This is a genomic window from Thorsellia anophelis DSM 18579 (assembly GCF_900111395.1).
GTDB lineage: Bacteria > Pseudomonadota > Gammaproteobacteria > Enterobacterales > Thorselliaceae > Thorsellia > Thorsellia anophelis.
Genome location: NZ_FOHV01000007.1, coordinates 25,189 through 45,364, shown reverse-complemented (window position 1 = coordinate 45,364; position 20,176 = coordinate 25,189). Strand labels below are relative to the sequence as shown.

18 protein-coding genes are annotated in these 20,176 nt (G+C 36.7%); 11 read left to right on the top strand and 7 right to left on the bottom strand.

The window, feature by feature from the left end; translation table 11 throughout:
* Window positions 1-6 precede the first annotated feature (6 nt).
* The 9 genes from BMW37_RS05660 (at window position 7) to fdx (ending at window position 8,070) form a co-directional block, all read left to right on the top strand.
* The gene (locus BMW37_RS05660; RefSeq protein WP_093318485.1) at window positions 7-861 is read left to right on the top strand and encodes a TrmB family transcriptional regulator; all 855 of its coding nucleotides are present in this window, start codon (window positions 7-9) and stop codon (window positions 859-861) included.
* A 279-nt stretch (window positions 862-1,140) separates the two neighbouring features.
* Window positions 1,141-1,959 carry a tRNA (cytosine(32)/uridine(32)-2'-O)-methyltransferase TrmJ gene (trmJ, locus tag BMW37_RS05655; protein WP_093318484.1) on the top strand — a complete coding sequence of 273 codons (819 nt, stop codon included), beginning with the start codon at window positions 1,141-1,143 and terminating at the stop codon, window positions 1,957-1,959.
* Window positions 1,960-2,262: 303 nt separating this feature from the next.
* Window positions 2,263-2,769, top strand: coding sequence for an Rrf2 family transcriptional regulator (locus BMW37_RS05650; RefSeq protein WP_093318483.1), 507 nt, complete (start codon window positions 2,263-2,265; stop codon window positions 2,767-2,769).
* A gap of 114 nt (window positions 2,770-2,883) precedes the next feature.
* Window positions 2,884-4,107, top strand: a complete 1,224-nt coding sequence (locus BMW37_RS05645) for an IscS subfamily cysteine desulfurase (protein WP_093318482.1) — start codon at window positions 2,884-2,886, stop codon at window positions 4,105-4,107.
* Window positions 4,108-4,255: 148 nt separating this feature from the next.
* Window positions 4,256-4,645, top strand: a complete 390-nt coding sequence (iscU, locus tag BMW37_RS05640; protein ID WP_093318480.1) for a Fe-S cluster assembly scaffold IscU — start codon at window positions 4,256-4,258, stop codon at window positions 4,643-4,645.
* Window positions 4,646-4,761: 116 nt separating this feature from the next.
* Entirely contained in the window at window positions 4,762-5,085 is a 324-nt protein-coding gene (gene iscA, locus BMW37_RS05635; protein ID WP_093318478.1) for an iron-sulfur cluster assembly protein IscA, read from the top strand.
* A 63-nt stretch (window positions 5,086-5,148) separates the two neighbouring features.
* Window positions 5,149-5,679: a Fe-S protein assembly co-chaperone HscB gene (hscB, locus tag BMW37_RS05630; RefSeq protein WP_177168590.1), complete on the top strand. Its 531-nt coding sequence runs from the start codon at window positions 5,149-5,151 to the stop codon at window positions 5,677-5,679.
* 150 nt (window positions 5,680-5,829) lie between these two features.
* Window positions 5,830-7,695, top strand: coding sequence for a Fe-S protein assembly chaperone HscA (gene hscA / locus BMW37_RS05625; RefSeq protein ID WP_093318473.1), 1,866 nt, complete (start codon window positions 5,830-5,832; stop codon window positions 7,693-7,695).
* Between the two features lie 42 nt (window positions 7,696-7,737).
* On the top strand, window positions 7,738-8,070 hold the full coding sequence (gene fdx / locus BMW37_RS05620; protein WP_093318471.1) for an ISC system 2Fe-2S type ferredoxin: 333 nt from the start codon (window positions 7,738-7,740) through the stop codon (window positions 8,068-8,070).
* A gap of 78 nt (window positions 8,071-8,148) precedes the next feature.
* On the opposite strand, the gene elyC is transcribed toward fdx, so the two are convergent.
* Together elyC and BMW37_RS05610 are read right to left on the bottom strand one after the other, a co-directional pair.
* Complete coding sequence (elyC, locus tag BMW37_RS05615) at window positions 8,149-8,955, bottom strand: envelope biogenesis factor ElyC (RefSeq protein ID WP_281241260.1); 807 nt, start codon at window positions 8,953-8,955, stop codon at window positions 8,149-8,151.
* An 8-nt stretch (window positions 8,956-8,963) separates the two neighbouring features.
* On the bottom strand, window positions 8,964-9,533 hold the full coding sequence (locus BMW37_RS05610) for a DUF1439 domain-containing protein (RefSeq protein WP_093318469.1): 570 nt from the start codon (window positions 9,531-9,533) through the stop codon (window positions 8,964-8,966).
* A gap of 125 nt (window positions 9,534-9,658) precedes the next feature.
* Between BMW37_RS05610 and dinG the strand changes: the two genes are divergently transcribed.
* Window positions 9,659-11,797: an ATP-dependent DNA helicase DinG gene (gene dinG / locus BMW37_RS05605; RefSeq protein ID WP_093318467.1), complete on the top strand. Its 2,139-nt coding sequence runs from the start codon at window positions 9,659-9,661 to the stop codon at window positions 11,795-11,797.
* Between the two features lie 241 nt (window positions 11,798-12,038).
* On the opposite strand, the gene BMW37_RS05600 is transcribed toward dinG, so the two are convergent.
* The 3 genes from BMW37_RS05600 to BMW37_RS05590 form a co-directional block, all read right to left on the bottom strand.
* On the bottom strand, window positions 12,039-12,920 hold the full coding sequence (locus tag BMW37_RS05600) for an AEC family transporter (protein ID WP_093318461.1): 882 nt from the start codon (window positions 12,918-12,920) through the stop codon (window positions 12,039-12,041).
* 402 nt (window positions 12,921-13,322) lie between these two features.
* A complete protein-coding gene (gene mutS, locus BMW37_RS05595) occupies window positions 13,323-15,959 on the bottom strand; it encodes a DNA mismatch repair protein MutS (RefSeq protein WP_093318460.1) in 2,637 nt (878 codons plus the stop codon).
* A gap of 478 nt (window positions 15,960-16,437) precedes the next feature.
* Window positions 16,438-17,637 (bottom strand): Bcr/CflA family multidrug efflux MFS transporter, encoded by a 1,200-nt coding sequence (locus BMW37_RS05590; RefSeq protein ID WP_093318674.1) that lies wholly within the window; start codon window positions 17,635-17,637, stop codon window positions 16,438-16,440.
* Between the two features lie 125 nt (window positions 17,638-17,762).
* Here BMW37_RS05590 and ltaE point away from each other — a divergent pair, with 125 nt between their 5' ends.
* Window positions 17,763-18,785, top strand: coding sequence for a low-specificity L-threonine aldolase (ltaE, locus tag BMW37_RS05585; protein WP_093318459.1), 1,023 nt, complete (start codon window positions 17,763-17,765; stop codon window positions 18,783-18,785).
* A gap of 110 nt (window positions 18,786-18,895) precedes the next feature.
* Here the strand turns inward: ltaE and BMW37_RS05580 are convergent, their stop codons facing one another.
* Both BMW37_RS05580 and BMW37_RS05575 read right to left on the bottom strand, forming a co-directional pair.
* A complete protein-coding gene (locus tag BMW37_RS05580) occupies window positions 18,896-19,636 on the bottom strand; it encodes an RNA polymerase sigma factor FliA (protein WP_093318458.1) in 741 nt (246 codons plus the stop codon).
* 324 nt (window positions 19,637-19,960) lie between these two features.
* A complete protein-coding gene (locus BMW37_RS05575; RefSeq protein ID WP_093318457.1) occupies window positions 19,961-20,176 on the bottom strand; it encodes an LPP leucine zipper domain-containing protein in 216 nt (71 codons plus the stop codon).

Below are 20,176 nucleotides of genomic sequence, written 5' to 3'. Positions count from 1 at the left end.
AAAGTAATGGAAAATACTGCGACCTATGATCATCTAATCACTAAATTAGTTGAATTCGGATTTAGCAAAACCGATGCTATCGTCTATATTGCACTGTTGAAATTCGGAAAATCTAGCGGTTATAAGGTCGCTAAAGAAATCGGATTATCTCGTTCTAGTGTTTACTCCTCCATTGATAACTTATATAACCAACAGTACATCTACTTAACTGATAGCACTACAAAGGAATATTCAGCTAAAGCACCTAATATTCTTTTAGATGAGCTAGAGAAAAGAACAATTGATAGTTGTTCTTTTCTTAAAAATGAGCTTAATAAAATATTTTCAGAAGAAGAGAATCAGGAATTTATTTTTAATTTAACTGGCTATGATGCTTGGTTGAAGAAAGTAAGAGAGACATTTCATTCAGCTGAAAAAGAAATTTATTTGAACACTGATTTTAATCTTTCACTCTTCAAAGAAGAACTCAATGAAGTGATTTCAAGAGGGGTAAGAGTCATTGCTTTTTCTTTCAAAAAAATCGAAAAAACTCACCCTGCTATTGAATTATATTGCCGGCTTAATGAAGAAGAAACGCTTTATCCCTCAACACGTTTTATGATGGTCATTGATATGAAAAAGGCGTTAATTTTTTCTAACAGCCAAAATCATTCTCAAGGCGTATTTACCAATAATGAGCTTATGCTCAAAATTGTTGCCGAACATATACACTCTGATATTTATCTCTCAAAACAGCAAAGCATTTATCAAACTGCAATGACTCCGAATATTTTAATTAACTCGATACATGAGCGAGTCAACAACCTATCAATTTATGAAAATATTAGCAATACGAAAACTGATGAAGAAGATAGGCCTTAGTCCAAAACTATTAAAATTGCCATCAAATGCACCTTTATTTTATGGCATATCAATTTATATGTTATAATCTTTAACTATTAAATAGTAAAAAGACTAAGCAAATTGATTAATTATATTAATATATTGCCCTAAATATTATTTTTGCCTGGTAATACGAAGTTAAAAATAAATGACTTAATAACTTAATGTAATCTATCTTATTGCTTTACTTAGTATTGAACTCACCTAAAAGCATTTGAACAGTATCAGATGTTTCCAATAAATTAGACCCTATATTTTATGCTTGAAAACATTAGAATTGTATTAGTTGAAACCTCCCACAATGGTAATATTGGTTCTGTCGCACGAGCGATGAAAACGATGGGAATCCATGATTTATATTTAGTTAATCCAAAAGCAAACATTGACTCACACGCTGTTGCTTTAGCCGCTGGCGCAAGTGATATTATTGGACATGCCAAGATAGTATCTTCACTTGAAGAAGCGATTACCGGATGCGGTCTTGTTATTGCTACCAGTGCGCGTTCACGTTCTCTTGACTGGCCAATTTTAACGGCGAGAGAAGCAGGAGAAAAAGTCACGATTGAGTCCCAAAATAGCCAAGTTGCGATGGTGTTTGGCCGAGAACGAAGTGGATTGACCAATGAAGAGCTTCAACAATGCCATTATCATCTTGCAGTCGATGCTAACCCTGAATATAGCTCACTTAATCTTGCCATGGCTGTACAAATCGTATGTTATGAGATCAGAACTGCTTGGCAGCTATCGTCTTTAAATGTTCAAACGAATACGAATATAACAGCTGAGCTAGCAACTACTGCATCTATTGAGATAGAGGATGAACAACTACAGTCAAGCTTAAAAAAGCCTAAAAAAGAGGTCGATTCTTATCCACCAGTAGAAGATCTTGAGCGTTTTTATGATCATCTAGAAACCGTACTACAAAAAAGTCAATTTATTCGAAAATCCCATCCAGGACAAATTATGGCTCGATTACGACGCTTATACACTAGGGCAAGGCCAAATGCTCAAGAATTGAATATTTTAAGAGGGATTTTAGCCTCAGTAGAGAAATTCATTCCTGATCAAAAGGAATGAAGAATCATTTGATTATTCTTCACCTAATTCAATGATAAAACTGTTTTTGCCACTGGGATTTTAATTAAATTATTTCAACAATTTAAATTCATAATATTAACCGCATTCTTTAATTTACATTTTGTAACTAAAAGAATTACACTTCCAATCACTTTAATAGTTGACTAAATTAGTCAGATAAAAGACAATACCCGAGTAGTTTAGTCAGGTATTGTCTTTTATCTAAATTTTGATTGAAATGCTTTACTCTGATAACAATATTTTCCTAAAATAAATGAAATAACTTACTCGTGAGTCGAAATAATGAAAATTTCAGCTAAAGGTCGATATGCTGTTACCGCTATGTTTGATGTAACGTTACATGCTCATGCAGGACCCGTTTCACTTACAGCAATTTCAGAACGGCAAGATATTTCATTATCTTATTTAGAACAACTATTCAACCGTTTACGTAAAGCGGGACTAGTAAAAAGTGTCAGGGGACCTGGTGGAGGTTATCTTTTGGATAAATCAGAAGATGCCATTACAATTGGAGAAATTATCTCTGCTGTAGATGAGAATATTGATACAACTAAATGCCGAAATGACGATTCCGGCTGTCAAGATGGTGAAAGATGCTTAACTCACACAATCTGGAATGAACTTAATCAAAGAATTAATGATTTCTTAAATGGCATCACGCTCGGTGCAATTGTAGAAAATCAAGATGTATTAGATGTACTAAAAAGACAATCTGAAAAACAGATGACAAAAGCAACAAAAGAACATCAGGTCATATCGGTATTATCTTTATCTTCAGGACAAAATTAGCCTTAACCGTGACCTGATGATAGATAAATTAAATATACCTGAAACTTGATGTAAAGCTTTCAGGTAGCTGAGAAAGATAACCCTAGCTACGCAGTCGTATTGATAGAGGAAATTATGCAAAAACCAATATACTTAGATTATGCAGCGACAACACCAACTGATAGACGTGTTGCTGAAAAAATGATGCAATATCTAACACCTGAAGGCACATTTGGGAACCCTGCTTCTCGCTCTCATAGTTTTGGCTGGGATGCACAAGATGCAGTAGAAACTGCTCGTGAGCAAGTAGCCGATCTTATTGGTGCAAGTGCAAAAGAGATAGTATTTACCTCTGGCGCAACTGAATCAATCAATCTTGCAATAAAAGGTGCTGCTCAGTTTTATCAAAAATCAAAAGGCAAACATATCATCACAAGCAAGACAGAGCATAAAGCCGTGCTTGATACTTGCAGGCAACTAGAGCGTGAAGGATTTGAAATTACTTATCTCTCGCCAAATGCACAGGGTTTTATTGAGTTAGAAACGCTCAAATCAGCATTAAGAAAAGATACAGTGCTGGTTTCTATTATGTTTGTGAATAATGAAATAGGTGTTATACAAGATATCGCAACATTTAGTCAAATATGTCGTGATAATGGTACGATATTTCATGTAGATGCAACACAAGCAATTGGTCGTATCAAAGTGAATATATCAGAGATACCTGTCGATTTAATGTCTTTTACTGGTCATAAAGTATATGGTCCTAAAGGAATTGGCGCACTTTATGTTAACCGTAAACGTAAACCACGCATTAGATTAGAAGCACAACAACACGGTGGAGGACATGAAGGTGGGTTACGTTCAGGTACGCTTCCTGTACACCAAATTGTTGGCATGGGTGAAGCCTATCGCATTGCTAAGCTTGAAATGGAAGATGAAAGCCAAAGATTAAATCAATTACGCCTTCGACTTTGGGCTGGCATTAAAGATATTGAAGAAGTCTACTTAAATGGCTCAATTGAAAACTCAGCCCCTCATATCCTAAATGTAAGCTTTAATTACGTAGAAGGTGAGTCCTTGATCATGGCTCTAAAAAATATTGCTGTTTCGTCTGGTTCAGCTTGTACTTCGGCAAGTTTAGAGCCTTCTTATGTACTGCGTGCATTAGGGTTAAATGATGAATTAGCACATAGCTCAATTCGATTCTCTTTTGGTCGATTTACAACTGAAGCAGATATTGATTATGCGATTGAATTAGTCCATAACTCAATCGGTAGATTAAGGGATCTTTCACCTTTATGGGATATGTATAAAGCGGGAATTGATTTATCAAAAGTTGAGTGGGTTGAACACTAACCCACAAAAATATTACTAAATAATACAAGTTAGCACCAATCAATTAAAATATTAACAGCTAACATACAATATTACACTTACATAAAGTATTTATTATTTTTTACTTTATACTACAATCTGAATGAAAATTCATAAAAGGAGCGATATCATGGCTTACAGTCAAAAAGTGATCGATCACTACGAAAACCCTCGCAATGTAGGTTCATTTGATAGTGAAGACCCATCTGTTGGTAGTGGCATGGTTGGTGCGCCAGCCTGTGGTGATGTAATGAAGCTACAGATTAAAGTAAACGAGCAAGGCATTATAGAAGATGCTAAGTTCAAAACCTATGGTTGCGGTTCTGCTATTGCTTCAAGTTCACTGGTAACTGAGTGGATGAAAGGCAAATCATTAGAAGAAGCAGCAGCCATAAAAAATACGGAAATTGCGGATGAATTAGAGCTTCCGCCAGTGAAAATTCACTGTTCCATATTGGCAGAAGATGCCATAAAAGCGGCGATAACAGATTATAAAAGTAAGCACCAAAATAAGGATTAGCTATTTGCCTATTGCAAATGCACAATCAGATATCTGATTTGCAGAAGGAACTGCTAGTTTGAGTGAGTTTTTCCCAGTTAGTATTTTTAATTTAAGTCAATAGTAAGGATCTTAAGATGGCCATATATTTAACAGAAGCTGCCGCAACTCGCGTACAAGCGTTTCTAACCAATCGAGGTAAAGGGTTTGGTTTACGCTTAGGCGTCAGAACGTCAGGCTGTTCTGGTATGGCTTATGTATTAGAGTTTGTTGATGAGCCCAATGCCGATGATGAAGTATTCACTGATAAAGGAGTGAATGTCATTGTCGATGCAAAAAGTCTTCTCTACATAGATGGTACAGAATTAGATTTTGTCAAAGAAGGCTTAAATGAAGGCTTTAGGTTTAATAACCCTAATGTTAAAAATGAATGCGGCTGTGGTGAAAGTTTCACAATTTAAGTGTCAATTTTGCTCTGTTGTTATATTAAAAACTTGTAAGTTTTGTTTTATTAGATGATATCCATGAACTATTTTAAACTATTTAATCTTTCTGAAGATTATTTTATTGATGTAACCGATTTAAGTGATGTTTACCAAACCAAACAACGTCAGTTTCATCCAGATCGTTTTGCTTCGGCAAGTGATGCTGAAAAACTGAAAGCTTTGCAGATGGCAACTGAGATAAACTCAGCCTATCAAACATTGAAAGATCCAATAAAACGTGCTGGCTACTTATTGCTTTTACAAGGGATTGATATTCAAAATGAAATGGTCACATTAAATGACAATGCATTTTTACAACATCAATTTGAATTAAGAGAGCGCATTGATGCTCTAAAAGCGAATACCAAAGGTAATTCTGAAGAGTTATTAATTAATCTAGCTATCTTGATCCAAGAAATCAATATGGAAGAACGCGTATTGAAAAATGATCTGTTCATTGCAATTGAAAATGATACATGGGATGAAGCGGCCACTTGTTTGAGAAAACTTAAATACTACGAGCGTCTTTTAACTCAAGTTGATGAATTAGAAGAGGATAGTGTCCATTAATCAACAAAACTTAGAGTAATACGCTTAAAACAGTATCTAAAAAAAGATACTAGGTCGCGGAGCTATGCTCCGCTTATTTTTTTTAGTGGTATAATAACTCAATTTCTAGACACCTTAATCATTCATAAACATTTAGCATTAGGAACTCACATGGCTCTGCTACAAATTAGTGAACCGGGTATGATGCCCGCCCCTCATCAACGCAAACTAGCGGTTGGCATAGATTTAGGCACCACCCATTCATTAGTAGCAACAGTTAGAAGCGGGCTTGCCCAACCCTTAGCAGATGAAGAAAATAGAATTCTGCTACCATCAGTCGTTCAATACACTAAAGACACCATCACAGTTGGTTATGATGCATTGAAAGATGCTAGCATCGATCCTAAAAATACAATTATTTCAGTTAAACGATTAATAGGAAAAAACCTAAATGATATCAATACTCGATATCCACACCTACCTTATGAATTAACTGAAACTGAACACGGCATGCCCTTATTTATCACTGATCATGGGCAAAAACACGCAATTGAAGTATCAGCTGATATATTAAAAGCCTTAGCCACACGTGCTGAACTTTCATTAGGTGATAAATTAGAGGGTGTGGTCATTACTGTACCGGCCTATTTTGATGATGCACAAAGGCAAGCAACAAAGGATGCAGCTAAACTCGCAGGCCTTAATGTACTTCGCCTTCTTAATGAACCGACTGCGGCAGCTGTAGCATATGGGCTTGATAGCGCAGAAGAAGGTATCATTGCAATTTATGATTTAGGAGGCGGCACCTTCGATGTATCCTTACTTAAACTGAGTAGAGGCGTATTTGAAGTATTATCGACAGGTGGTGACGCTGCATTAGGTGGTGATGATTTTGATATGCTACTTGTCCAGGCCATATCTGAAGAGCTCAATCTTCAAAGCGCAATTGAAAAAGACCCTACGTTACACAGACAATTACTTGAACAAGCTATCATTGCTAAAAAAGCCTTAAGTGAGTTGACCGAGTTTAACTTAAATATTAATCAACAAAACTATCTTATTACGCGAGATAAATTTGAGCGTTTGATTAGCCCACTTGTCCATAAGACACTGATTGTATGTAAACGCAATCTGAAAGATGCGGGTATTACCATTGATGAAGTTGATAATATTGTGATGGTTGGAGGTTCAACTCGCATTCCATTTATTCGAGAACAAGTAGGCGATTTCTTTGGTAAAGCACCCTTAACTTCAATCGATCCAGACCAAGTTGTGGCGATTGGCGCTGCAATCCAAGCGGATATACTAGTAGGGAATAAGCCTGATAGCGAAATGCTTTTATTAGACGTGATTCCGCTCTCCCTTGGAATTGAGACGATGGGTGGGTTAGTTGAAAAAATTATACCAAGAAATACAACCATTCCAATAGCAAGAGCTCAAGAATTTACGACCTATAAAGATGGGCAAACAGGTATGCTTATTCATGTTTTACAAGGAGAAAGAGAGCTTGTAAAAGATTGTCGTTCACTTGCAAAATTTTCATTAAAAGGCTTACCGCCGATGGCCGCAGGCGCCGCACATATTAGGGTTACATTTCAAGTAGATGCAGATGGACTTCTGAGTGTAAGTGCAATGGAAAAATCAACAGGCGTTCAAGCCAATATTACTATTAAACCGTCTTATGGTTTATCTGACTCTGAAATTGCAGATATGCTTAAAGCGTCAATCGAACATGCTAAAGAAGATGTTCAAAATAGATTTATCATTGAAAAAAGAGTGGATGCCGCTCGCTTAATCGAAAGTGTTGAAGCTGCTTTATTAGTTGATCAATCTTTGTTAGAGAAAACTTCATTAGACACCATATTATCAGCTATGAATAGTCTAAAAACACTCATTGAGGATAAATCTCAATCGGATATTAAAACCCTTGATAATGCAATTGAAGTTTTGAGTCATGCTACTGAGGAATTTGCTGCCTTACGCATGAACCATTCCATCCAAAATGCACTAAAAGGCCAATCAATCGATAAATTGTAATTTAAATAGACATAGCAAACTGACTTAAAAGAGAGAATAACAATGCCAAAGATTATATTTTTACCTCATGCAGAGTACTGCCCTGAAGGTGCAGTTGTAGAAGCATTACCAGGAGAGTCTATTTTAGATGTTGCACTTAAAAATGGTATGGATATGGAGCATGCGTGTGAAAAAGTATGTGCGTGTACAACATGCCACTGCATTGTCAGAGAAGGTTATGAAACATTAAATGAAGCAAGTGATGCTGAAGAGGATATGCTTGATAAAGCTTGGGGACTAGAACCTGAAAGTCGATTAAGTTGCCAAGCTATTGTTGGTGAAGAAGATTTAGTTGTTGAAATCCCTCGCTACAGCATTAATCACGCAAGAGAATGATTTAGTTACTATTATTCCGCATCTAAGCACTAATTATCCATGATATTGTGGCTAGACTGCGGAATCTTTGTATATTTGTTAGGGTGATTGCTCAATATTTTTCTGATGCATGAGCGCTTGCCAACCTTGCCCCATAAGTTCGCTCCAAACTCGCTCAAAATGAGATAAATAAAGCGCTGATGGGAACCATTTTTCCCAAAATGGCATGTTATTGGTCATCGCTAATTGGTTTGCTGGTGCTGGAATAGGTGATAATCCTTCTAGTTCAAATGCTTTAACTGCTCTTGGTAAATGGTTTGCAGAAGTCACTAAAATAAAAGAATCTTTACCCACTATATCTTTTACTGCCCTTGCCTCTTGAGCTGTATCTTTTGGCGTATCACTACGTATAATTTCCTCTGGTTGAACCCCTATGGATAGTGCGACAGCTTCTGCGCTTTGTGCTGCTGTTCTTGAATTTAAAGCAGGCCCACCAGTGAAAATTAATTTACTCCCTGGGATTTCTTTATGAATCCGAATACCCTCTATTATTCTCGGTAAACTGTTATTGAGAATATTAGAACTAGGTGCCCAGTTAGGGTGATACGCGTGCCCTCCTCCCAATACCACAATATATTTTATCTCTGGATGCTTAAGTTTAATCGTATTAGCATCAAAGGTTGTATATTGAGTTTCAATCGGTAAAAGCAATGAATCTGCGACTGGTTGCAAACTAATCAAGAATAGACTTATCCAGGAAAATGTTAAAAGGCTTTTTCCTGTTTTTTGAAATCGAGTTAGCCAAACTAACAATAAACCAATTGCCATGAACAATAATAGAAGTGGTAACGGTTGAAGCATTCCACTAATCAATTTTTTAGCGATAAAACCAAATGAATAGTCCACGACCACTCCTAGTCTCTAAAGGTGATAATGATATTGCCTGGTACCACTTCAATCCCTTTACCAAAACGATAGGCTAATTTTTCTTTCCATCTTTTTTCGGGATTAAGCTGGTACACAGGTTTTGTCTCGAAATAAGAAGAAAGTGCATCTTCTAAAATTGGTTTCATAACAGGCATCATTGCGTTTACACTAGAAGATTCAGTCGTCGCGTTGAGTATTTCGACATCTTTCACATATATTGCCCTCTCATCTGCGTTATAATACGGCGCTGCAGAGAGACTAAAGGTTAAAGTGGTATCACGGTTTCCTAATAAAGATTTAACATCAATCGAGGCTTTGGCATCAAATTGAATTTTATTGGGTTCACGCCTGCCTATTTGAGCCGTCATATCCGATAATTTGATGGACGCTTCAGCGAGATCAGAAATGGCGATTTGTTTGTTAAATTTTTCGCTATCTGCTCTTTCGATAAAATAGCGATTAACTCTCTCTTCCGTCAAGCTATAGCTAAATGGCTTTATAAAGAAAAAAAGTGCAATCGCAACCACTGAAATGATAATTAATAATAATTTTTTCATATTTGAACCTTAAATTTGTTAAAGTAGACAGAATTGTTCGATTATTTTAGCAAATTAATCCTCAAATTGCTCAGTGATTGAAAAACCATACAAATATATACAGCAACACTTAACTGGAATGATCAATGTCTTTACCGAATGAAGTACGCACTAAGATTACAGATTGGTATAAATCACTACAACAGTTGATCCCTAACTTTATTTCAAGGGCTCCTCAACGTGAAATGATAGCTCAAGTCGCTAAATGCCTTTATGGTAAAGATGGTAGACATCTTGTCATAGAAGCGCCTACGGGAGTTGGTAAAACCTTGTCATATCTTCTACCTGGTATCGCAGTATGCCAGCATGAACAAAAGGTGCTTGTCATTAGCACTGCTAACATTGCATTACAAGACCAAATTTTTAATAAAGATTTACCTTTAATCCATAAAATCGTACCTGAACTAAAATATGTCATCGCCTTTGGTCGTGCAAGGTATGTCTGTCCTCGTAATTTATCTTACCTGGCCAGTAAAAATGACTCTCAAACTGGCTTTTTAGACCTATATGATGATGACGAATTTAGTGTCAATCAAACTGAATCAGAACAATGCTTTAAGCTTTATGATAACCTTGCAAAAAATCAATGGGATGGTGTAAGAGATCATCATAGTGAAACTATAAGTGATTCTTTATGGCAAAAAATGAGTACCGATAAGCAAAATTGCCTAGGTAGAAATTGCTTTCACTATCGTGAGTGCCCTTTTTTTCTGGCAAGAAGAGACATTGAAAGCGCTGATGTAATAGTTACCAATCATGCATTAGTATTAGCGGCGCTAGAAAGTGAATCGCTTTTACCTGCTCCTGATAAAATGCTTTTAGTGCTTGATGAAGGTCACCATATCCCTGATGTTGCACGTGATTCACAAGAAGTTCATGCAGAAATCTCTCTTTTTCAAATGCTTAATCAATTTGATGGGTTTAGTAAACTTATCAAACAAGCAACTGCTCTTTTTGATCCACCTGATAAGCCTGCTTTACTAAAAAATCTAGAGCAATTTGATAGTCAAATTGAACTCGCAAAGGAGTTATGCGATCACTTAACCATCATAGCCGATTCATTTTTACCAGCGGAAAATGAATCAAAAGGACAAGATAGATACTCAGATAGAAATGAAGTGACGCACATTTTTGAGCTAGGCAAATTGACAGAAGAATTTACATTGTTGTGTGATGCACTACAACAATCATGCAGCAAGTTCGCCGGTATTGCTGATTTTTTTCTTGAATATTTTAATGACCAAACAGCAAAACATGACATTAGCAAAATACAAAAATTTCAATTACAGTTCAGCCGGTATTTTGGTTATTTTGATAACTTAAATAAATTATGGCAATTAGCCTGCAAAGAAGCCTCCTCACAGGCTCCTATTAGTAAATGGCTGTCAAGATCCTTTAATGGCTCAGTCATGTATACGTATTTTCATTGTGCAGCCCTAAGGGTCAGTGATGCGCTGACTCGTATTATTTGGAATCAAGTGCCACATGTTGTTATCACCTCAGCAACATTAAGATCGCTAAATAGCTTTAGTCGCCTTGAAGAATTAACTGGATTGAGACCAGATTTAAACGATAACTTTATCGCTTTAGCGTCCCCATTTACTCACCATGAGCAGGGTAGAATTCTGATCCCTAAAATGAAAAATAGCCCAGCTATGGAAAATGAAGAAGCGCATTTAAATGAGATGGCAAGATTTTTTATCCACCAATTTGAGCAGACAGATCACCAAGCATTTTTAGTTTTATTTAATAGTAATCGTGCTATGTCAAAATTCATTGAACTCACTCAAGCATTACGGCTCAGTTTACTCGTTCAAGGGGATAAACCACGCTCTAGATTGATTGAGCTACATAAATCTCGTATTGATGACGGGGAAAAAAGTGTGCTAGTTGGACTAAACTCATTCTCAGAAGGCCTTGACTTACGAGAGCAATATTTAACTCAAGTCCATATTCATAAAATTGGTTTTCCACCTATCACAAATCCCGTGGTTAAAACAGAAGACGCATGGCTTCGCAGTAAAAACCGCTCACCATTTGACCTATTGAGTCTCCCTCAAGCTTCTTTTAGTTTAATCCAGCAAGTTGGTAGACTTATCAGAAGTCATGATTGTCGTGGTGAAATCATCATCTATGATAATAGGCTGCTGACAAAAGGTTATGGTAAGCGTTTATTAGCAGCATTACCTGCATTTCCATTAATACAACCAGAGATACCTAAGTAATATGTAGATTAAGGGCCGAGTGATTTTTTGCAAATAATATTAACAACGCTCTGTTATGGCGCTCACAATGCACACTTTTGTAACCCAATCGTGTGCATTTTATAGGGTGTGTTGGTGGTTGTTATAGATGGTTGTCTAAAAGCGTAGTATTTTGGCTTTTTAAGCTGTTTTAAGAAAATGAATTTATCGAAGCCGTTAACACCGAAGCGTACTTATTCTTTTTCATAGCGTTTCAACTCTATCATAACCAGCCACATGAAATTAAAATCAAGATATAACCAATAATAAAAATAAAACTCAACAATGTACTGCTTGCGATAATTTTAGCACTCTTACCTGTTTTCAAAAATTGAGTTTCCAATACAACGACGTAAGCTGCTGGTGGTAAGAAACATAATAAATAAAGCACTGGCAAATTATTGGTTACCAAAGTAAGCGAAAAATAATTGGCTAACATCACAAAAAAGGTAATTAAAACAGCTAAAACACCCATACGAATTAACATAAAATAAGCAGACCGCTTAAAGTCATTGATAGATAAACGCGTTTTAATCAACCATGCACCTAAAATCATCATTCCAATTGCGCTCATTAGGAATTTCATCATAATATAGATTGGTGTGACTAACTCTAAAAAAGAGCCCTTAAAAGGAATGAGCACAACTCCAATTAAAAGTGCCCAGATATGAGGCGCTTTTAATAAACGAATTAACCGCGTCTTGAGCTGAGTTTTAGGGCTAAATAAATTTATACTTGCAAGATTAGCTTGCAATGAACTCCCTACATAAAATGCGAGCATAACAGAAGCAGCTTCATTGCCAAAAATAGCACTCGATAACGGTAATGCTAACCAGCCTATGTTAAGATAACAAAAACAAAGCTCTTCAACTGGATCACTTGAAAGTCGTTTTGCTAACTGAAGCATTAATGCCATAATGACAAAACTTGCAATGATGATTAAGAAAAAATCAGGATCACTTGCTGATATATTATAAATAATCACAATCGGAATCACAAAGCGAGTCAGCAACGTCGAGGCTGGTCGTTTAAAATCAAATCTTATACGGGATAAAAGCATCCCTGAAAATAGATATAAAAAAGGCAATAAGAGCGTAATAGACATAATTTGACTTAGTGAATCGTAATTAATTAAAACAGCCTTGTTTTATTTACGCCAAACAAAGTTATTTCTAAGTTAGATAGCAATACTATCAGTTCAAAAACAGATAGCTCCTAATACTCGTTAAACAATACGATTGAGTAATAATAATTGTATAGATAATAAATTATTCTGTCTTCTGATAACGTAACCTATTATCAAAAATCCGTCAATTAATTAACTTTAATCAAAACAAATACAAATCAACTCATGACTCATGAAAATCGAGTAAGGGATTTAGCCAAGATATATTTTTAATCACCTGATAAATGGCTATATGCGAGGGGAAGAGGCATAGCTGATATGAACTATATATTCAGCTACGCCCTAAAAATCTGATCTTATTTCGAGATCAATGTTGATGAGTTAAGATTTAATAGCTTGCTTTAATTGATAAAGTGTTTCTAAAGCCATTTTTGGTGTCAACTCATCCACATCTAATTGTTCTAAACGTTCTAATACGGCTATCGCTTGTTCGCTGATTTCGCCACTCTCTTTTGCCTCTTCATCTACAGACGGATCTAACTCAATCAAGGTCATTTGAGAGCCTTCAACTTGACTAGTTTGAGTTTGCTTTGATAATTTCTCAAGCTCTTTAAGCTTCTTACGGGCACGCGTCACAACTTCTTTAGGTACGCCAGCAAGGGAGGCAACCGCTAGACCATAACTTTTATTCGCGGCCCCTGGTTCAACTTGATGCATAAATACAATCGTATCATTATGCTCTCTCGCTGATAAATGATAGTTTGCAACGGTTTGTATATGATAAGGCAACTCGGTTAATTCAAAATAATGTGTGGCAAACAGTGTCATCGAGCGAATTTTCAATGCTAATTGCTCTGAACAAGCCCAAGCTAATGACAATCCATCATAAGTCGAGGTCCCTCTACCGATTTCATCCATCAGAACTAAGCTCTTTTCGGTTGCATTATGCAGTATATTAGCCGTTTCCGTCATTTCAACCATAAAAGTAGAACGCCCTGAAGCTAAGTCATCCGAGGCGCCGACACGAGTAAAAATTCTATCAATAGTCCCTATTTTTGCACTGTTTGCTGGAACAAAACTGCCAATATGTGCTAATAATACAATCAGTGCAACTTGACGCATGTAAGTACTCTTCCCCCCCATGTTAGGCCCCGTTATCATCAACATACGCTTTGTTTGAGTTAAATGTAATGAATTGGGTATAAAAGGGGTTTGAATAACGTGTTCGACTACAGGATGTCTACCAGCTTCAATTTCTATTCCCTCTTGATCGTGCAAAATAGGCTTGACGTAATTAAGCGTGAGTGCACGCTCTGCAAGATTGGTGAGCACATCTAACTCAGCAATCGCTTCTGCACTGGCTTGTAATTCATTTAAATGGGGAAGTAAGGTGTCAATTAACATTTCATAGAGCTGACGTTCTAACGCTAAAGACTTTCCTTTCGATGTCAACACCTTATCTTCATATTCTTTAAGCTCAGGTATAATATAACGCTCAGCATTTTTAAGTGTTTGCCTTCTGACGTAATGAATTGGTACTCTTTCACTTTGACCGCGGCTCACCTGAATAAAATAGCCATGCACTGCATTATAGCCAACTTTTAACGTATCAAGTCCTAAAGACTCACGTTCACGAATCTCTAACCTGTCTAGATAATCAGTCGCACCATCAGCTAGAGCACGCCACTCATCTAGCTCTGCATGATAGCCACTGGCGATAACACCGCCATCTCGAATTAAAACAGGCGGGGTGTCGACAACAGCTTCTGTTAATAATTGCTCTATTGCTTCAAACCCTGTTAAGGCAGTATCAAAACGAGATAATCCAGGTTGTTCAGTCATTTTTAAAATCGATTGAATCTCTGGAAAAAGTCCTATCGCTTCTCTAATACGTACTAAATCCCTTGGCCTTATCGTTCTTAGGGCTAATCTGGCGTAAATACGTTCCAAATCGCCTATTTTGCTAAGGTGTTCTTGTAGGGCTTGATGATGCTCAAATAAAGCGGATATCGCATCTTGCCTAGCGAATAACACACTTTTTTGACGTGTTGGTGCATGTAACCAGCGCTTTAGCATGCGACTACCCATCGCTGTTTGGCATTTATCAAGTACACTAGCCAATGTATTATCTGTGCCGCCCGATAAATTCACCGTGATTTCAAGATTACGGCGAGTAGCGGCATCAAGAATAATTCCATCATCGGTTCTTTGTAGAACAATACTATTAATATGTGGTAAGGAGGCTCTTTGTGTATCTTTAACGTACTGCAGTAATGCTCCTGCCGCACAAATTGCATTTTTAGCGTTTTCTAATCCAAAGCCTACTAAATCTTTTGTGCCAAATTGCTGATTAAGCTGCTGCCTTGCTGTTACCTCTTCAAATTCCCAGTTTGGTCTACGTCTAGGCGCTTTAACCGTGATACCAATATCGTCTAAACTAATGTTATCAGAATACAAAAGCTCTGCTGGTAACGTCCGCTGAATTTCAGCTCTAAGTGCATCCACCCCAACAAGCTCAATCACTAAAAACCGCCCCGAAGTCACATCTAAACTTGCTACGCCAAACTCACATGCTGCAGGGTCTTTAGCTAAATGCTTCTCTACAACAGATATCGCGACCAATAAATTATCTTGCCTTTCAACTAGCAAAGCTTCATCAGTGATGGTGCCGGGTGTGACTATTCTTGTCACTTTTCTCTCAACTGGTCCTTTACTTGTTGCAGGATCTCCAATTTGTTCACAAATCGCCACCGATTCACCTAAAGCAACAAGTTTGGCTAGGTAATTATCTGCCGCATGATATGGAATGCCAGCCATAGGAATTGGCTCACCATTACTTGCCCCTCTTTTTGTTAAAGAGAGATCAAGCAGTTGGGATCCCCGCTTCGCATCATCAAAAAACATTTCATAAAAATCCCCCATTCGATAAAAGAGGAGTTCATTTGGATGTTCAGCTTTAATTTTTAAATATTGCTGCATCATTGGCGTGTGCTGAGAAAAATTTTCTATATCATTCATTACATTATTACCATTAAAGCATTAATTGATAGTTGGTTGTATTTTTTAAATTGTCTCATAAATCATATTATTTCAGAGTATATAGCCAAATCATTTGAAGTTGCTGAGCCCGATTTTGTCCCAATTACCATTCTAATGGTACTGAGAGATTCTCAAACCTGCACATTGATTCCCATTCATATAGTGTAAATTAAAATGGTGACCATTACGAGGAGGTACTCGAAATGGTCTATTTTAGTTTGATCGCTATTTAGGCAAGTTTCCTCTGCTTTTACAATGACAGGTTAAAAATGCCGTTATTCTAAATAACGTAATAGCTTATAAGACTCAAAAATATTGAAACAATATAACCAATGTAATGATCTGGTTTCAGATCATTAATTTTGAGTCATTTTATCATTGAAATTAGCTGTAGATACGGTTCAATTAAATATTTTATTGATGCCGAGCACTTTGCAAAATGCACCTAATTTTGACCTTATTTTATTGCGCTGTTATTTTGTGTTATCTTAACGGCAATAGCCGCAAATAAAGCCGCCAATATAATACACCCGCTCATTGTTAAAACCATTGGCCAAACACTTGCGGTATGAATCTGAGCGAGAACCATCCCAACTAGCGCTGCAATTGTAAATCGGGTAAAACCTGCTAGTGATGAAGCCGTGCCTGCTATATGAGGAAATTTGTCCATAATCATAGCCATAGCATTTGAGCTAACCATTGCAATACATCCAACATAACCAGAAACACACAGTACAAAAAAGATAAATGGCAACTCCAATAAAGAAACCACGATTAAAAGTACACTCATGGTTGTTTGTAAGCTAATACCAATAATTAACATTCTTAATACACCTAAACGCTTGACAAGCTTAGTGTTAGTAATATTAAGCATCATCATAAAAACGATATTCAAGCCAAAGTAATAACCAAAATCAATTTCACTTACCCCAAAATGACCAATATAGACCGAAGAACCCGCAGTGATAAATGCAAACATACCTGAAAAAGAAAACGAAGTTGTTAGCATAAAGCATAATACTGCAGGGTTGGTTCCTATTGAGACAAAATTTCTCAAAATGCGAATTAAACTAAAGGGATGTCGCTTTTGAATGATTAATGTTTCTTTAATATTTACCATCGCTAAGACAAAGGTGAATAGCCCTAAAATTCCAAGTGTAATAAAAATCGCCTGCCAATTTAGCCAATAAAGAATCCATCCTCCCATGAGCGGCGCTGTTAGAGGCGCAATATTGCTAACTAATAACACCATTGAAAGCATTTTGGAAAATTCTTGGTTTTTAAACGTATCTCTTAAAAGCGCATTGATAACAACAGCAGCCGATGCAGCCGTCAAGCCATGAAAAAAACGTAGCACAATTAACTGGTCAATATTTTCAACAAACGCACAGCCAAGCGAAACCAATGCAAAGGTCAAAATACCATAAATAATAACAGGTTTTCGGCCAATACTATCTGAAATAGGACCATAAATAAGTTGCCCCAGAGCAAAACCTAATATATAGCTACTCAATGTCAGTTGAATTTGCCCTTCATTCGTTGCAAAGAATTTTGCCATAGCTGGCATAGCAGATAGATACATATCAACGGCAAGAGGCATCAGCATAGAAATGAAGCCTAATAAAAAAATATAGCGTTTACGCCTATAACGCTGCATGTCTGCATCTAAAATAGTGTCATTCAAACCATTCTCTTGAGTGCGAGAAGGTATCTTATCTTGCATATACTCACCTATTAATTTAAAGTTCTATACTACTATAATGATATTTAATTGGAGCTAATATGATAATTGATTTAAGAAGTGATACCGTGACCCAACCTTGTGAAAAAATGCGTCAAGCTATGAGCATGGCTAAAGTTGGGGATGATGTCTACGAAGATGACCCAACTGTTAACCTATTACAGGAAAAAGCAGCTACTTTATCAGGTAAAGAAGCGGCTCTTTTTATGCCTACTGGCACCCAATCAAATCTTGTTGCTATCCTAGCACATTGCCAGCGTGGCGACTCATTTATTGTTGGTGAACATGCACATATTTACCAATATGAAGCAGGCGGAAGCGCTGTCTTAGGAGGGACTCTCCCTAAACCAATTATAGAGAATGAAGATGGCACTTTGCCACTTGAAAAAGTATTAGCAAGTATCAAACCTAAAGATATTCATTTTGCACCAACCACTTTACTTTGCCTAGAAAACACATTCAATGGGAAAGTCATTGATTTAGGCTATCAAGAAACTGTTTGCCAAACGGTTAGAAAAAAACATGGCCTTAAAGTTCACTTAGATGGCGCTAGGCTATTTAATGCCTCTATTGCAACAAATACAGAGTTAAAAAAACTGACAGCGCCATATGATTCAGTGTCATTATGCCTATCAAAGGGGCTTGGTGCTCCTGTAGGTTCAGTTTTATGTGGCAATACTGACTTTATAAGCAGAGCTAAGGCTTGGCGAAAAATGCTTGGTGGGGGCATGCGACAAAGTGGTGTGTTAGCTGCAGCTGGACTATTTTGCCTAGAACATAATATTAATAGACTAAAAGAAGATCATGATCGCGCAAGCACCTTAGCTGAATGTTTAATTAACTTAGGCTGGCAAGTAAAAGATAATCAAGCTCAAACCAATATGATTTTTATTAATGACAGTGAACAGACTCTTATCAAGCTAAATGAAACCATGAAATCAAACAAGATTTTATTAAGTTATGGCGGCGCGGGTAATTCGCTTAGAATCGTATTACATAAAGACATCACTGATGAGGGTCTAAATACTGTTATTAATGCATTTAATACTTATCAACGCAATTAATTAACATAATTGATGAAACAAAGCGAATTGAATGATAATTGACTAGATAAGTAGGTTGGATTAGCCCCTGATATTAATATCTCAGATATTTATCGGGGAACATATATCGACTAATATGTTTCGAGCTTTGCTCTAATACGTTTTACTGCTTGGCTGTGAAGTTGGCATACTCTTGACTCTCCCACATTTAGCACCACGCCGATCTCTTTTAGATTCAAGTCTTCTTGATAATATAACTGTAATACCAATTTCTCTTTTTCAGGCAATGCTTCTATTGCCTCCATCACATGGGTTTTTAATTCATCGCCCATTAGAGATTTTAAGGGGTTATGCGAGGATTGTTCATGCTCAATATGAGAAGCGACAGGTTCACCGTCTTCTTCATTCTCATCTTGCCATTCTTCATAATCAATTATTTGACTGTTATTCGTATCTTGAAGCATTTGCCAATACTCTTGAATTTCAATACCAAGATACTCAGCAACTTCACTTTCTGTAGGTGAGCGTAATAAAGTTTGTTCAAGTGCATTAATTGCTTTAGCAATATCCCTTGCATTTCGCCTAACACTTCTTGGTGCCCAGTCACGACTACGTAACTCGTCTAACATAGAGCCTCTGATACGCTGAACTGCATAAGTACTAAAAGCTGTACCTAAAGAAGCATCAAATTTATCAAGTGCATCAAGCAATCCAATTGCGCCTGCTTGAATAAGATCATCTAATTGGACAGAAGCAGGCAGCCTGACTTGCAGCCTTAAAGCTTCTTGTCTGACTAATGGTGAAAAGTTTTCCCATTGTGCTCGTTTATCAATAGACCCTGTTGAAGTGTACAGCTCCGCTGCTTTATGCATCACCATTACCTAAATTTATTAATTAAATCATGCCAATAATTTAAAACTTAAATTACTTTTTACTCAAAAAACACGTTAGCGTACATTGTAATCATATTTACGATTGATTCGCAAACATCAATTCAACTATTTTACATATCATACCCTAAAATGTAACTTTTATTAAGTAGCAGATCAATTAGTTGATCATTTTAATAAAAAATCATCATAGCAAAAGAATATAAATAACGCTTTTAATTTTAAAATTACCATAAAAGGTTTTAACTCTTTCTTATAGGCAAAAAAAATGGCGCATTAAATGCGCCATAAACATGTTAAGTAATCTTATTTAGTGTAAGATTTCTTTTGCATGTTGTCTAAACGGTCATTAGCACGTTTAGCTTCGCCGATAGCTGTTTCGATTTGTGCACTTAAGCCATCAAGTTTAGCATTGATAGAATTTAATTGACCTTCAACAGCGTCAACACGTGCATTTGAAGCACAACCAGCTAAAACTGTAGAAGCTAATACGATAGCACCTAAAACGATTTTACGATTCAT

Coding starts and splice junctions, on each gene's coding strand:
- iscA (WP_093318478.1), top strand. CDS start 4,762: ATGGCCATATATTTAACAGAAGCTGCCGCAACTCGCGTACAAGCGTTT.
- hscA (WP_093318473.1), top strand. CDS start 5,830: ATGGCTCTGCTACAAATTAGTGAACCGGGTATGATGCCCGCCCCTCAT.
- dinG (WP_093318467.1), top strand. CDS start 9,659: ATGTCTTTACCGAATGAAGTACGCACTAAGATTACAGATTGGTATAAA.
- BMW37_RS05645 (WP_093318482.1), top strand. CDS start 2,884: ATGCAAAAACCAATATACTTAGATTATGCAGCGACAACACCAACTGAT.
- ltaE (WP_093318459.1), top strand. CDS start 17,763: ATGATAATTGATTTAAGAAGTGATACCGTGACCCAACCTTGTGAAAAA.
- mutS (WP_093318460.1), bottom strand. CDS start 15,959: ATGAATGATATAGAAAATTTTTCTCAGCACACGCCAATGATGCAGCAA.
- BMW37_RS05590 (WP_093318674.1), bottom strand. CDS start 17,637: ATGCAGCGTTATAGGCGTAAACGCTATATTTTTTTATTAGGCTTCATT.
- BMW37_RS05575 (WP_093318457.1), bottom strand. CDS start 20,176: ATGAATCGTAAAATCGTTTTAGGTGCTATCGTATTAGCTTCTACAGTT.
- BMW37_RS05650 (WP_093318483.1), top strand. CDS start 2,263: ATGAAAATTTCAGCTAAAGGTCGATATGCTGTTACCGCTATGTTTGAT.
- BMW37_RS05600 (WP_093318461.1), bottom strand. CDS start 12,920: ATGTCTATTACGCTCTTATTGCCTTTTTTATATCTATTTTCAGGGATG.
- BMW37_RS05660 (WP_093318485.1), top strand. CDS start 7: ATGGAAAATACTGCGACCTATGATCATCTAATCACTAAATTAGTTGAA.
- trmJ (WP_093318484.1), top strand. CDS start 1,141: ATGCTTGAAAACATTAGAATTGTATTAGTTGAAACCTCCCACAATGGT.
- hscB (WP_177168590.1), top strand. CDS start 5,149: ATGAACTATTTTAAACTATTTAATCTTTCTGAAGATTATTTTATTGAT.
- BMW37_RS05580 (WP_093318458.1), bottom strand. CDS start 19,636: ATGCATAAAGCAGCGGAGCTGTACACTTCAACAGGGTCTATTGATAAA.
- iscU (WP_093318480.1), top strand. CDS start 4,256: ATGGCTTACAGTCAAAAAGTGATCGATCACTACGAAAACCCTCGCAAT.
- BMW37_RS05610 (WP_093318469.1), bottom strand. CDS start 9,533: ATGAAAAAATTATTATTAATTATCATTTCAGTGGTTGCGATTGCACTT.
- fdx (WP_093318471.1), top strand. CDS start 7,738: ATGCCAAAGATTATATTTTTACCTCATGCAGAGTACTGCCCTGAAGGT.